At 72.3% G+C, this 13,294-nt stretch carries 9 protein-coding genes; 2 read left to right on the top strand and 7 right to left on the bottom strand.

The features are described 5' to 3' along the window. Positions 1-156: 156 nt before the first annotated feature. From AB0M29_RS29820 to AB0M29_RS29850, 7 genes are all read right to left on the bottom strand, one after another. On the bottom strand, positions 157-570 hold the full coding sequence (locus tag AB0M29_RS29820) for an NTP pyrophosphohydrolase (RefSeq protein WP_365388185.1): 414 nt from the start codon (positions 568-570) through the stop codon (positions 157-159). After that, positions 567-1,664, bottom strand: a complete 1,098-nt coding sequence (locus AB0M29_RS29825) for an aldose epimerase family protein (protein ID WP_365388187.1) — start codon at positions 1,662-1,664, stop codon at positions 567-569. The genes AB0M29_RS29820 and AB0M29_RS29825 overlap by 4 nt, the downstream gene beginning before the upstream one ends. Before the next feature lie 100 nt (positions 1,665-1,764). Continuing rightward, complete coding sequence (locus AB0M29_RS29830; protein ID WP_365388189.1) at positions 1,765-2,781, bottom strand: LacI family DNA-binding transcriptional regulator; 1,017 nt, start codon at positions 2,779-2,781, stop codon at positions 1,765-1,767. Between the two features lie 100 nt (positions 2,782-2,881). Next, positions 2,882-3,913, bottom strand: coding sequence for an ABC transporter permease (locus tag AB0M29_RS29835; protein WP_365388192.1), 1,032 nt, complete (start codon positions 3,911-3,913; stop codon positions 2,882-2,884). Then, positions 3,910-4,878: an ABC transporter permease gene (locus AB0M29_RS29840; protein ID WP_365388194.1), complete on the bottom strand. Its 969-nt coding sequence runs from the start codon at positions 4,876-4,878 to the stop codon at positions 3,910-3,912. The genes AB0M29_RS29835 and AB0M29_RS29840 overlap by 4 nt, the downstream gene beginning before the upstream one ends. Further along, positions 4,875-6,599, bottom strand: coding sequence for a sugar ABC transporter ATP-binding protein (locus tag AB0M29_RS29845; RefSeq protein WP_365388196.1), 1,725 nt, complete (start codon positions 6,597-6,599; stop codon positions 4,875-4,877). Before AB0M29_RS29845 ends, AB0M29_RS29840 begins: the two co-directional genes overlap by 4 nt. 81 nt (positions 6,600-6,680) lie before the next feature. Further along, entirely contained in the window at positions 6,681-7,769 is a 1,089-nt protein-coding gene (locus AB0M29_RS29850; protein WP_365388197.1) for an ABC transporter substrate-binding protein, read from the bottom strand. 315 nt (positions 7,770-8,084) lie between these two features. Between AB0M29_RS29850 and AB0M29_RS29855 the strand changes: the two genes are divergently transcribed. Together AB0M29_RS29855 and AB0M29_RS29860 are read left to right on the top strand one after the other, a co-directional pair. Next, positions 8,085-10,553, top strand: a complete 2,469-nt coding sequence (locus AB0M29_RS29855) for an RICIN domain-containing protein (RefSeq protein WP_365388199.1) — start codon at positions 8,085-8,087, stop codon at positions 10,551-10,553. A gap of 98 nt (positions 10,554-10,651) precedes the next feature. Continuing rightward, the gene (locus tag AB0M29_RS29860; RefSeq protein WP_365388201.1) at positions 10,652-13,267 is read left to right on the top strand and encodes a DUF5127 domain-containing protein; all 2,616 of its coding nucleotides are present in this window, start codon (positions 10,652-10,654) and stop codon (positions 13,265-13,267) included. Positions 13,268-13,294: the final 27 nt, after the last annotated feature.

Below are 13,294 nucleotides of genomic sequence, written 5' to 3' on the forward strand. Positions count from 1 at the left end.
GGCCAGCGCGGCGGAGGCGCGGGCCTGCGGCGGGGCCGCCACGCGGCGGAATTTGCGCGTACGCGCGGGGCGGACAGCGGGGCGGGGGTCTGGCGCCGGGCGTGGCGGGGCCGCGGTTTGGCACGGTCACCGGGGAGGACCCCGGCGTCATGCCGGTCAGCGGGGGCGGACTGCGCGGGGGCCGATGGTGGTGGCGCCGTTGGTGGTGACGCGGGTGCGGAGGGCGCGGTCGGCGGTGACGACGAGGCAGGGGCGGTCGGGGGTGGTGGTGTGGGCCTGGGCGGCGAGGTCGGTGATGAGGTCGTCGCCGCTGCCGGGGGCGGACTCGACGCGGACGCCGGGGACGGGTGGGATGCCGCGGGCGGCGCCTTCCACGACCAGGACGATGTCCAGCGGCCGGCCGCAGGCCCACTCGGGGGCGCCGCTGGTGGCGGCGAGGCCGTCCGTGGCCAGCGGGACGAGCGCGTCCCGCAGCCGCTCGGCCGCGCCGCGGCGGTCCCGCCACCAGCCGTCAGGGACCGAGCCGACCACGTTCGCCCCGTCCACGACGAGCAGCGGCGCCGCGGTCACGCGCCCGCCAGGTGCGGGAAGCGGAATTCGGTCCTGCTGCGCCGCACCTCGCCCGGGAGCAGCGTCGTGGACGGGTACTGCGGCCGGTTGGGCGAGTCCGGCAGATGCTGCGTCTCCAGGCACACCGCGCTGTGCGCGGGATGGCGGCGCCCGTCGGCGTCGCTGAGGGAGCCGTCGAGCGCGTTGGCGGTGTAGACCTGGATGCCCGGTTCCGTGGTGCGCACCTCCAGGGTGCGGCCGCTGTCCGGGTCGTGCAGCACGGCCGCGGTCCGCGGCGGCGCGCCGGGACCGGCCGCCGGCCGCAGCACCCAGCAGTGGTCGTACCCCTCGGCGGCCTTCACCTGGGTGTCGCCCGCCGCCTCGGCGGCCGCGAGGCCGTCCCCGATCGCCCGCGGCGAGGTGAAGTCGAAGGGCGAGCCGGCCACGGCCTGTTGCGGCCCCCACGGAATCGCCTCCGCGGTGACCGGCAGATAGTGGTCGGCGTCGATACGCAGCATGTGCCGCAGTATGCCGTCCGGCGGCGCCTGCCGCGCCGCGCCCGTGAGGTCGAAGTACGCGTGGTTGCAGAGGTTCACCACCGTCGGCCGGTCGGTCCGGGACGCGAAGTCCAGCGACAGCGTGCCCTCGTCGTCGAGCGCGTAGGTGGCGCTGACGTCCAGCGCGCCGGGGAAGCCCATGTCACCGTCCGGGCTGTGCAGCGTCAGCCGCAGCGCCCCGGGCAGCGGCTCCGCCCGCCACAGCCGCCGGTGGAAGCCGTCGGGCCCGCCGTGCAGGGTGTGGCCGCGGTCGTTGGCGGGCAGCCGGTGCTCCCGGCCGTCGAGCGTGAAGCGCGCCCCGCCGATCCGGTTGGCGTACCGGCCGACCAGCGCCCCGAAGTACGGGCTGCGGGTGGCGTACGCCGCCACGTCCGGCAGCGACAGCACCACGTTCGCGGACCGCCCGGCCGCGTCGGGAACGCGCAGGGCGTGCAGGATCCCGCCGTACGTGAGGATCTCGGCGCTCACCCCCGCGGCGCAGCCGAGCCGCCACAGCTCCACCGCCTGTCCGTCCGGGGTGGCACCGAAGGGTTCGCAGAGCGGGACGGGGCGCGGCATCGGCAGTCCTCGGGACGGGAGCGGGGGGCACGTACGAGTGCGGGACGACAAGGGGTGAGCGGGCGGCGGGGCACCGGAGGGCGACCGCGGTCCGCGTCCGTCAGCCGGATCTGGCCGCCGTCGACTCCCGGGCGACCAGCGTGTACCCGGGGGTGATCCGCTCCGGGCTGACCTGCGGGGTGCCGGTCAGCCTGGCCACCACGCGCTCGACGGCGAGCCGCGCGATGGACTGCTTGTCGGGGGAGACCGTGGTGAGCGCGATGGTCGAGAACCGGCCCTCCTCCACGTCGTCGAAGCCGACCACCGACACGTCCTGCGGCACCCGCAGCCCCCGCTCGACCAGCGCCCGCATCGCGCCCAGCGCCATCAGGTCGTTGTAGGCGAAGACCGCGTCGGGCGTCGGCCCGCGGTCGAGCAGCGCGTTCATCGCGGCGGCGCCGTCCCAGCGGCCGTAGCCGTCGGTCGCGGCCACCAGCGTGTCGTCGTGCGGCAGCCCGGCCGCGTCCAGCTCCTCGCGCCAGCCGCGAAGGCGCAGGTGCGCGGGTTGCCGGGCGCTCTCCCTGCGGGCGCCGAGGAAGGCGATCCGCCGGTGCCCGAGCCCGGTGAGATGGCGTACGGCGGTCCGCGCCGCCGCCACGTTGTCGATGGCGATCTGGTCGTACGGCGCGTCGTACTCCCGCTCGCCGAGCAGCACCAGCGGGGCGTCCTCGCTGCGGCCGAGCAGGTCCTCGGCCTCCAGCTCGATCGGGCTGAGGATGAGGCCGTCGATGACATGGGCGCGGAAGCCCTGGCAGACCAGCACCTCCTTCTCCCGCTGGCCCGCGGTGTGGTCGAGCAGCACCGTGTAGTCGTGCCGGGCGGCGGCGTCGATGACGGCGCCCGCCAGCTCGGCGAAGTACGGGTTCCCCAGCTCGGGGACGGCCAGCGCGATGATGCCGGTACGGCCCTTGCGCAGATGGCGGGCGGTGAGGTTGGGCCGGTAGCCCAGCTCGTCGATGGCCCGCTGGACCCGCTCCCGCATGCCGGGAGTGACATGCGGATAGTTGTTCACCACGTTCGACACGGTCTTGACGGAGACGCCCGCCAGTTGTGCGACGTCCTTGAGGCTGGCGCCCACGGATTTCCTTCCCTCGGCCGTCCTGGGAGGCACGGCGTTCCGGCCTCAGTCTGCGGGGTCCGGTTCCGTACCGGCGAGCGGCGGTGCGGAACCGGACCGGTCAGGTGCCGCGCCTGGCGGCGGACAGATAGCGCTGGGCGACCACGACCACGATCAGGAAGCCGCCGCTGACCACCGACTGGTAGGACGAGTCGAGCGAGCCGATCTGGTTGATCAGGTTCTGGATCACACCGAGCAGCAGTACACCCCACAGGGTGCCCGACACCGATCCGGCGCCGCCGACCAGCAGCGTGCCGCCGATGACGACCGCGGAGATCGCGTCCAGCTCCATGCCGACGCCGATGATGGTGACGCCCGACGACAGCCGGGCCGCGTTGAGCGCGCCCGCGAGCCCGGCGAGCACCCCGCTGAGCGTGTACACCAGCACCTTGGTACGGGCCACCGGCAGACCCATCAGCAGCGCCGCGTCACCGCTGCCGCCCACCGCGAACAGCGCCTGGCCGAACGAGGTGCGCTGCAGTACGACGCCGCCGATCCCGAACAGCGCCAGCGCGATCAGCACCGGGTACCCGAAGCCCCACACCGCGCCGCCGCCCAACTCCTGGAAGGTGGAGCCGCGCGGCACCAGATACGTGGTGGCGCCCTCGTGGGTCAGCGCGAGCAGCAGCCCGCGGGCGCCGAGCAGCGAGGCGAGCGTCACGATGAACGGCGCCATCCCGGCCTTCGCGACCAGCAGGCCGTTGGCCGCGCCGATCGCCCCGCAGACCACCAGCGGCACCAGCAGCGCGGGCAGCAGACCGTACTGCGACGCCCAGGCGGCCAGCACGCCGCCGAGGGCGAAGACCGAGCCGACGGACAGGTCGATGCCGCCGGTGATGATCACCATCGTCATCCCGAGGGCGACCACGGACAGGAACGACGCCTGGATGGTGATGCCGCGGACGTTGTCGAGGGTGGCGAAGGAGGAGAAGACGAAGGACGAGATCACGCAGAGCAGCGCGAGGACGGCCAGGACGCCCTGCCGCTGCAGGAGTTCGGCGGCGCGCTGCCGGCCGGAGGGGCGGGCCTCGCCCACGGTGGCGGGCGGCGGGCCCGCGGTGGCGGCGACGGTTGAGGTGACGAGGGTCTTCATCGGGATCGACGCTCCCGGGCGACGTAGACGGCGACGAGGATGATGCCCGCCTGGACCATCTGGGCGGTGGAGTCGTGCAGGTTGTGGGTGACGAGCGTGGCGTGCAGCAACTGCATCAGCAGCGCGCCGAAGACCGTGCCCAGCACCCGGACCGAGCCGCCGGTCAGCGGGGTGCCGCCGACCACGACGGCGGTGATGGCCGACAGCTCCATCAGGTTGCCCAGCGACGAGGGGTCGCTGGCGGTCAGCCGCGCGGTGGCCAGCACCCCGGCGAGGGAGGCCAGCACGCCGCACAGCACGTACACGCCGACGAGGACGCGCCTGACGGGCAGTCCGGCGAGCGCGGCGGCGGCCCGGTTGCCGCCGATGGCCACCAACTGGCGGCCGAAGGTGGTGCGTTGCACCAGGAAGGCGACGAGGAGGGCGAGGACGCCCGCGATCGCCACGACCACCGGGATCCCCAGCACGCTCTCGGTGCCCAGGTTCAGCAGGTCCTTGTTCTCGATCTGCTTGAGCTGCCCGCCGGCGATCACCAGGGCGAGCCCGCGGCCGCCGACGAAGAGCGCGAGGGTGGCCACGATCGGCTGCAGGCCGACCAGCGCCACCAGCGAGCCGTTGACCAGGCCGACGACCACTCCGGCGAGCAGCGCCACCAGCAGCGCGGGCAGCAGGCCGTAGCCGAGGTAGAGCGGCAGCACCGAACTGGCCAGCGCCATCGTGGAGCCCACCGACAGGTCGACGCCCTCGGTGCCGATCACCAGGGCCATGCCGAGCGCCACGATGACGACGGGGGAGACCTGGACGAGCTGGGTGCGCAGATTGGCGGTGGTCAGGAAGTGGTCGGTGAACAGGCCGTTGAACACCAGCAGCGCGGCGACGGCGGCGTACACGCCGTACCGCTGGAGCCAGTCGGCGGTGCGCGGGCCCGTGAGGCCGCGCGCGAGGGGGTACGGGGCCGAGGTCATCGCGGGTCCTCCTTCTGCCGGTCGCCGGCGGTCTCCTGCCCGGCCGCGGCCGGTTCCTCCGCCGCCGTGCCGGGCGCCTCGCCGGGCACTTCGCCGGCCGTCCCGTCCTCCGTGCCGGGGTCCGTGTCCGTGCTCGTGTCCGACTCCGCGTCCGTCTCGGCGAGTACGGCCAGCAGCGCGCCCTCGGAGACGTCGTCGCCGGTCAGTTCACCGGCGAGCGCGCCGGCGCGCAGCACCACGATCCGGTCGGCGCCCTCGACCAGCTCCTCGATGTCGGAGGAGATCAGCAGAACGGCCAGGCCCTCCCGGGCGAGTTCGTCGATCAGCGCCTGGACCTCGGCCTTGGCGCCGACGTCGATACCCCGGGTCGGCTCGTCGAGCAGCAGCACCTTCGGCTCCAGGCAGAGCCAGCGGGCCAGCAGCACCTTCTGCTGGTTGCCGCCGGACAGTTCGCCGACCTTCTGCTCGGGACCGGCCGCCTTGATCCGCAGCCGCTTCATGAAGATGTCGACGACCCGGTCCTGCCGCTGCCGGGAGACGATCCCGGCGCGGGAGAGCCGGGGCATCGCGGCGAGCACGATGTTCTCCCGTACCGACAGGCCCGGGACGATGCCCTCGGCCTTGCGGTCCTCCGGCAGCAGGCTGATCCCGGCGCGGATCGCGGCGGCCGGGGTGAGCCGGCGCAGCACCCGCCCGCCGACCCCGACCTCGCCGCCGTCCAGCGGCAGCGCGCCCGCCAGCGCCTTGGCCGTCTCGCTGCGCCCCGACCCCAACAGGCCGCCCAGGCCCAGCACTTCGCCCGGCCGCAGATCGAGCGCGATGTCCCGCAGCACATGACGGCGGGTCAGACCGGTCGCGGACAGCACCGGTTGGCGCTCGGCGGTGTGGCCCTCCTCGCCGAAGCTGGTGGCGCCGTGCCGCCGCACCTCGGCGATCTCCCGGCCGAGCATCAGCGACACCAGCCGCACCCGGTCGGTGTCCCGCAGATCGCCGGAGTGCACCAGCCGGCCGTCGCGCAGGACGGTGACGCGGTCGCAGATCCGGTACAGCTCGTCCATCCGGTGGCTGACGTACACCACCGCGATCCGCTGGTCGTGCAGTTCGCGGATGACCCGGAAGAGGGTGTCGACCTCGCGCGGTTCCAGCGACGAGGTCGGCTCGTCCATCACCACCACCGAGGCCCGCACCGAGACGGCGCGGGCCAGCGCGACCATCTGCTGGGTGCCCACGCCCAGGGTGTGCAGCGGGCGGCGCGGGTCGGCGGTGACGCCGAAGCCGCGCAGCAGCCGCGCGGTCTCGGCGTGCATCCGCGGGAAGTCGATGAGGCCGAAGCGGTTCTTCGGCTCGCGGCCCAGGAAGATGTTGCGGGCCACGCTCATCAGCGGGACGAGGTTCACCTCCTGGTGGATCGCGGAGATACCCGCCTGCTGCGCCTCGTGCGGCCGGTGGAAGGAGGCCGGGCTCCCGTTCAGCCGCAACTCGCCGTCGTCGGGCCGGTAGACGCCGGTGAGCAGCTTGATCAGCGTCGACTTGCCCGCGCCGTTCTCGCCGACCAGCGCGTGGATCTCGCCCGCGCGCAGGGTGAAGGAGACGTCGTCGAGCGCCACCACGCCGGGGAAGCGTTTGCTGACGCCGACGGCCTCCAGTACGGCCGCCGCCGGCGGCGGGCTCGGGGTGCCGGGCGGCGCCGACTGCGCCGCTGCGGCTTCGGGTGGTGCCATGGTCCTGGCCTTCCGGGATCGCGGGGGTGCGGGGCGGGTGCGCGGACGGGCGCGTGGGCGGGTTACGGGCCTGGCGTGGCGTCAGAACGCCCCGGCCACCGACGCCTTGGCATTGCTCTCGTCGTAGGCGCGGTCGGAGATGATGACGTTCTCCGGGATGGCGGTCCCGTCGTAGAACTTCTGCGCGGTGGCGAAGGCCAGCGGGCCGAACCGCGGGTTGGACTCGATCACCGCGTTGTACTGGCCGTTGACGATCGCCTGGACGGCGTTGCGGGTGCCGTCGACCGAGACGATCTTGACGTCCTTGCCGGGGTTCTTGCCCGCGCTCTTGAGCGCGGTGACCGCGCCGAGGCCCATCTCGTCGTTCTCCGCGTAGACGGCGGTGATGCCGGGCTTGGACTGGATGAGCTGCTCCATGACCTGCTGGCCCTTGTCCCGGGTGAACTCACCGGTCTGCTGGGCGACGATCTTCAGCCCGGGCGCCTTGGCGGCGATCTCGTCCGTGAAGCCCTTGGTGCGGTCGGTGGTGACGTTGTTGCCCGACGAGCCCAGCAGGATCGCGACCTGGCCCTTGCCGCCGGTCGCCTTGATCATCGCGTCCGCCGCCCGCTTGCCCTGTTCGACGAAGTCCGAGCCGAGGAAGGTGACGTAGTCCTTGCAGGAGGTCGCGTTGATCTTGCGGTCGATGGTGATCACCGGCACGTGCTTGGCCGCGGCGGCCTTCAGCGCCGGCTCCAGGCCGTCGGAGTTGAGCGGCGCCACGATGAGGAGCTGGGCTCCTTGCGCGAGCATGTCCTGGATGTCGCTGATCTGCTTGGGCAGTTGGGACTGCGCGTCGGTGGTGAGCAGCTTCTTCACGCCGAGCTTGGCGGCTTCGTCCTTGATGGACTGCGTCTCCGCGATCCGGAACGGGTTGTCCTCCTTCTCCGACTGCGAGAACCCGACGACCGCGTTCTTCAGGTCGATCTTCGGGGCGCCGTAGGCGGTGAGGGTGCAGCCGCTGCCGGAGTCCGTCGCCGAGGTGGTGACCTGCTGCTGCGCGGCCTGGTCGGAGCTGGACGGGGCGGCGCTGTCGCTGCTCTCGGACTTGGAGCAGCCGGTGGCGGCGCCCGCGGCCGTGGCGACCAGCAGGACGGCGGCGGCCAGAAGGCGGGTTCTGTGAATCGACATGCTCACGACACTCCTTCGTCGCGACGGCGGCAGCCGTCGAGGTGGTGCGGGGAGAGGATTTACAACGTTATACAGAGCCGGGAGCACGCCGACAAGCGGTCGTTCACGAAGATTTTCAATTGGGTCCGCAGCGCAAGGTGCGTGCCCCCGCTACGGCTCAAACGCGTCAGTGCCACTTCTGTCGTTGCTCTGGACATGCCCATCCGTGCGTGCTGTCATTCCGGGTGGCATCGACCTTTCCAACGTTGGAAGGAAAACGTTGCACGCCGGCTCCGCACCCCGGCGTGCCCGCCCCCGGCCCCCAGGAGCCGCCCTATGCCCCTGAACCGCAGACACTTCGTCAGCACCGCAGTCGCGGCCGGCGCCGCAGGTCTTCCCCTGCGCCCCGGCGGCCCACGGACAGGTCCGGCAGTGTCGCCCGGCTCCCCCCGGGCGACCGCCGCGACCGCCCGCGTCGCCCCCGCCCGCGGCGGTCTCTACACCCCCAACGCCGCACCCCTCGCCCCCACCGCCTTCCTCCGGCTGCCGCCCGGCGCCGTCACCGCCCGCGGCTGGCTCGACGGCCAGCTGCGCCTGCAACTCAGCGGCCTGTGCGGCCGGTACGCCGACCTCTCGCACTTCCTCGTCATGGACAACACCGGCTGGGTCCACCCGGACCACGTCGGCTGGGAGGAAGTCCCCTACTGGCTGCGCGGCTACGTCGACCTCGCCGTACTCACCGCGGACGCCACCGCGCTCGCCGCCGTACGCCGCTGGGTGGACGCCATCGTCGCCACCCGGCAGTCCGACGGCTTCTTCGGCCCGACTTCCCTGCGCACCTCACTGAACGGCGGCCCCGACTTCTGGCCGTTCCTGCCGCTGACCTGGGCACTGCGCAACTGGCAGGAGTACAGCGGCGACACGCGGATCATCCCGCTGCTGTCCGGGTTCTTCCGCTACATGAACGCCCAGGGCCCCGGCGCCTTCAACTCCAGCTGGGTGTCGGTCCGTTGGGGCGACGGCCTGGACAGCGTCTTCTGGCTCTACAACCGCACCGGCGAGAGCTATCTGCTCGACCTTGCCGACAAGATCCACACCAACGGCGCCAACTGGGTGAACAACCTGCCCTCACTGCACAACGTCAACATCGCCCAGGGCTTCCGCGAACCCGCCCAGTACGCGCTGCGCTCGCCGTCCAGCGCCCTTACCCAGGCCGCGTACCAGAACTACTCCGCGGTGATGTCGGCCTACGGGCAGTTCCCCGGCGGCGGCTTCGCCGGGGACGAGAACGCCAGGCCCGGCTTCGGCGACCCGCGGCAGGGCTTCGAGACCTGCGGGATCGTCGAGTTCATGGCCAGCCACCAGCTGCTGACCCGGATCACCGGCGACCCGGTGTGGGCCGACCTCTGCGAGGACCTCGCCTTCAACTCGCTGCCCGCCGCGCTCGACCCGGCGGGCAAGGCGGTGCACTACATCACCAGCGCCAACAGCGTCGACCTCGACAACACCCCCAAGTCGGAAGGGCAGTTCCAGAACGGCTTCGCCATGCAGGCGTATCTGCCCGGCGTCGACCAGTACCGCTGCTGCCCGCACAACTACGGCATGGGCTGGCCGTACTTCACCGAGGAGCTGTGGCTGGCCACCCCCGACCACGGCCTGGCCGCCGCGATGTACGCGCCGAGCAGCGTCACCGCCAAGGTGGGCGACGGCACCGCCGTCACCATCGACGAGACCACCGACTACCCCTTCGCCGACACCATCACCCTGAAGGTCACCACCCCGCACGCGCTGGCCTTCCCGCTCTACCTGCGCGTCCCCGGCTGGTGCGACGCCCCGCGGATCACCGTCAACGGCGCCGCGGTCAGCGCCCCCGCGGGCCCCGCCTTCACCGTCGTCAACCGCACCTGGAAGAGCGGCGACACCGTCTCCGTCCAGCTCCCGCAGCGCACCACCGTCCGCACCTGGCCGGCCAACCAGGGCGCGGTCTCGGTCGACCACGGGCCGCTCACGTACGCCCTCGGCATCGGGGAGAACTACGTACAGGTGGCCGGCGACGCCGAGTTCCCCTCCTACGAGGTGCACGCCACCACGCCCTGGAACTACGGTCTCGCCCTCGACACGGGCGCGCCGGTCTTCAGCGGGGGCGGCGGGTCGCTGGGCGCCAACCCCTTCACCCACGGCGGCAGTCCGCTGCGCGTCACGGCGCCCGCCCGCAAGATCGCCGAGTGGACCGCCGACGGCCAGCATGTCGTCAAGCCGCTGCAAGCCAGTCCGGCCCGCAGCACCGCCGCCGTCGAGACCCTCACCCTGATCCCGATGGGCGCCGCCCGGCTGCGCGTGTCGGCCTTCCCCACCGCGACCCCCGACGGCCACCAGTGGACCGCCACCGGCGACTACCGGCGGCTCCGCAACCGCAACTCGGGCAAGGTGATGGGTGTCGACCTGATGTCGACGGCGAACAGCGCGCATGTCGTGCAGTTCGACGACAACGGTACCGCTGACCACCTGTGGCAGCTGGTCGACAACGGCGGCGGGTGGTTCAGGATCCGCAACCTGAACTCGGGCAAGGTCATGGGTGTCGACCTGATGTCGACGGCCAACAGCGCGCATGTCGTGCAGTACGACGACAACGGCACCGCCGACCACCTCTGGCAGTTCGTGGACAACGGCGACGGCTGGTTCAGGATCCGCAACCAGAACTCCGGCAAGGTCATGGGCGTGGACCTGATGTCGACGGCCAACAGCGCGCATGTCGTGCAGTACGACGACAACGGCACCGCCGACCACCTCTGGCAGTGGGTCTGACCCCGTACGCCCGCCCGTACCTCCCCTCCCCGCAACGCCCTGACCCCCCGCTGTGCGCTGCGCACCCCACCACCTCTGACCAGGACGGAATCCGCACCGTGACCTCCGAGCACACCCCCACCCCCCGACCGGGCCGCCGTGATCTGCTGCGGTGGACCAGCGCGCTCACCGCGGCGGCGGCCACCGGCGGCCTGTTCACCGCGGGCACCGCCACCGCGCACGCCGCGAGCCCCGCCGCGGCCCCGGCGGGCACCGCCGCGCCCGCCGCCTCGGCCTTCGCACCCGTACGGCCACCCGCCGTACCGCTGGCCGTCCGCTCCATGTATCTGTCGACCTGGCTGCCCGGCGACAACCTGGCCGGGACCTGGCCGACCTTCTGGAACGGCCACATCACCGCGATCTGCGGTCTGGCCAGGATCGACGGCGCCGCCTATGTCTTCGCGGGCGCCCCCGCGCTGCCCGGCGGCCCCATCCTGACCGCCATGCAGCAGGTCTCGCTGCAACTCACCGCGACCCGCTCGGTCTACACACTCACCGGTGGCGGTGTCACCCTGACCGTCACCTTCTTCTCACCCGTCGACCTCGGCAACCTGCGGCGGCAGTCCGTACCGCTCAGCTACGTCACCGTGCGCGCCGCCAGCAGCGACGGCCGCGCCCACACCGTCGACGTGCACCTGGACGTCTCGGGGGAGTGGGCGCACGGCGACAACAGCACCCCCATCACCTGGGACATGCAGCAGGCCGGGCGGATGACCGTACTCAGCGCCCAGCCCGCCACCCCCGGTGTGCTGCAGGAGCACGGCGACCAGGCGTCCTGGGGCAGGGTGGTGCTCGCCACCCCGAGCGGCACCGGGGTCACCGCGCAGATCGGCCAGGACACCGTGGTCCGCGCCGCCTCCGCGGGCACCGGACGGCTGGACGGCTCGGTGGACACCGCCAAACCGCGGGCGATCAGCGACCGCTGGCCGGTGCTCGGCCTCAACCGGGACTTCGGCACCCTCGCCGCCGGCGCCTCCTCACCGGAGTTCACCGTCACCCTCGGCCATGTCCGCACCCCCGCCGTCAGCTATCTCGGCGCCCAGCTCCAGCCGTGGTGGACCCACTACTGGGGTTCCTGGACCGACATGGTGGCCTGGTTCGACGCCGACCACGCCGAGGCGCTCGCCGCCGCCACCTCCCTCGACCAGCGGATCCAGCGTGACGCGGCGGCCGCGGCGGGCGGCGGCACGACCGGCGAGCACTACGCCGCCGTCTGCGCCCTCGCGCTGCGTCAGGCCGTCGCGGGCACCGAACTCGTCGACCGCGGCGGCAGCCCCTGGGCGTTCCTCAAGGAGATCTCCTCCGACGGCAACATGTCGACGATCGACGTCACCTACCCGGCCTTCCCCGCCTACCTCTACCTGTCGCCGAGTTATCTGCGGCTGCTGCTGGAACCGCTGCTCGACTACCCCGAACACGGCGGCTGGCCGAAGGAGTTCGCCGAGCACGACCTCGGCTCCGGCTACCCCAACGCCAACGGCCACAACGACGGCAACGAGGAGGACATGCCCGTCGAGGAGTCGGCGAACATGCTCATCATGGCCGCCGCCCTCGTCCAGCGGCTGCCCACGGGCGAGGCCACCACCTTCGTCCGTACGCACTACACGATCCTGCGGCAGTGGGCCGAGTACCTGACCGCCAACGCCCTCGACCCCGGATTCCAGAACCAGACCGACGACTTCACCGGGTTCATCGCCCACAGCGCCAACCTCGCGCTCAAGGGCATCGTCGGCATCGGGGCGATGAGCGTCATCGCCGCGGCGAACGGCAGCACCGCGGACGCGGCCCGCTACGCGACCGTCGCCCGCGGCTACACCAGCCAGTGGACCACGCTGGCCCAGGACTCCTCGGGCACCCACCTCAAGCTCGCCTACGACCAGGACGGCACGTGGAGCCTGAAGTACAACGGCTTCCCCGACCGGCTGCTCGGCCTCGACCTGGTCCCCACCGGCGTCGCCGCCCAGGAGGCCGCCTGGTACGGCGCGCACGCGGGCACCTACGGCATCGAACTCGACCCGCGCAACGACTACACCAAGGGCGACTGGGAGGTGTGGACCGCGGCCTGGCTCGCCGACCACGGCGCCACCCGGGACATGCTGGTCAACGGCGTCTACAACTTCGCCAACACCACACCGCAGCGCGTGCCGTTCAGCGACTGGTACGTGGTCGCCAGCGCCGCGCAGCGCGGCTTCCAGGACCGCCCGGTGGTGGGCGGGATGTTCGCGCTGATGCTGCCGCCCGCCCGGTCCACGGTCAGCTGGCACCGCATCCAGAACCGCAACTCCGGGAAGGTGCTGGCGGTTTCGGGCATGTCGCTCGCCGACAGCGCCGAGGTCACCCAGTACACCGACAACGGCACCGCCGACCATGTCTGGACCCTGCTCGACAACGGCGACGGCACCGTGCGCATCGTCAACCGCAACAGCGGCAAGGTGCTCGCGGTGCACGACCAGAGCACCGACGACGGCGCCCACGTCCAGCAGTACCAGGACAACGGCACGCCCGACCACCTGTGGCGGATCGTCGCCAACGGAAACGGCGACGGCTGGTCGAAGATCGTCAACGTCCGCTCCGGCAAGGTGCTCGCGGTCGACGGCATGTCGCAGGCGGACGGCGCCCAGGTCACCCAGTGGACCGACAACGGCAGCGCCGACCATCTGTGGAAGCTGATCTGAGCCCCGTTCCCCCCCGTTCTCCCTGCT

Source organism: Streptomyces sp. NPDC051976, assembly GCF_040680795.1.
Taxonomy (GTDB): Bacteria; Actinomycetota; Actinomycetes; order Streptomycetales; family Streptomycetaceae; genus Actinacidiphila.

Coding starts and splice junctions, on each gene's coding strand:
- AB0M29_RS29825 (WP_365388187.1), bottom strand. CDS start 1,664: ATGCCGCGCCCCGTCCCGCTCTGCGAACCCTTCGGTGCCACCCCGGAC.
- AB0M29_RS29835 (WP_365388192.1), bottom strand. CDS start 3,913: ATGAAGACCCTCGTCACCTCAACCGTCGCCGCCACCGCGGGCCCGCCG.
- AB0M29_RS29840 (WP_365388194.1), bottom strand. CDS start 4,878: ATGACCTCGGCCCCGTACCCCCTCGCGCGCGGCCTCACGGGCCCGCGC.
- AB0M29_RS29845 (WP_365388196.1), bottom strand. CDS start 6,599: ATGGCACCACCCGAAGCCGCAGCGGCGCAGTCGGCGCCGCCCGGCACC.
- AB0M29_RS29850 (WP_365388197.1), bottom strand. CDS start 7,769: ATGTCGATTCACAGAACCCGCCTTCTGGCCGCCGCCGTCCTGCTGGTC.
- AB0M29_RS29855 (WP_365388199.1), top strand. CDS start 8,085: ATGCCCCTGAACCGCAGACACTTCGTCAGCACCGCAGTCGCGGCCGGC.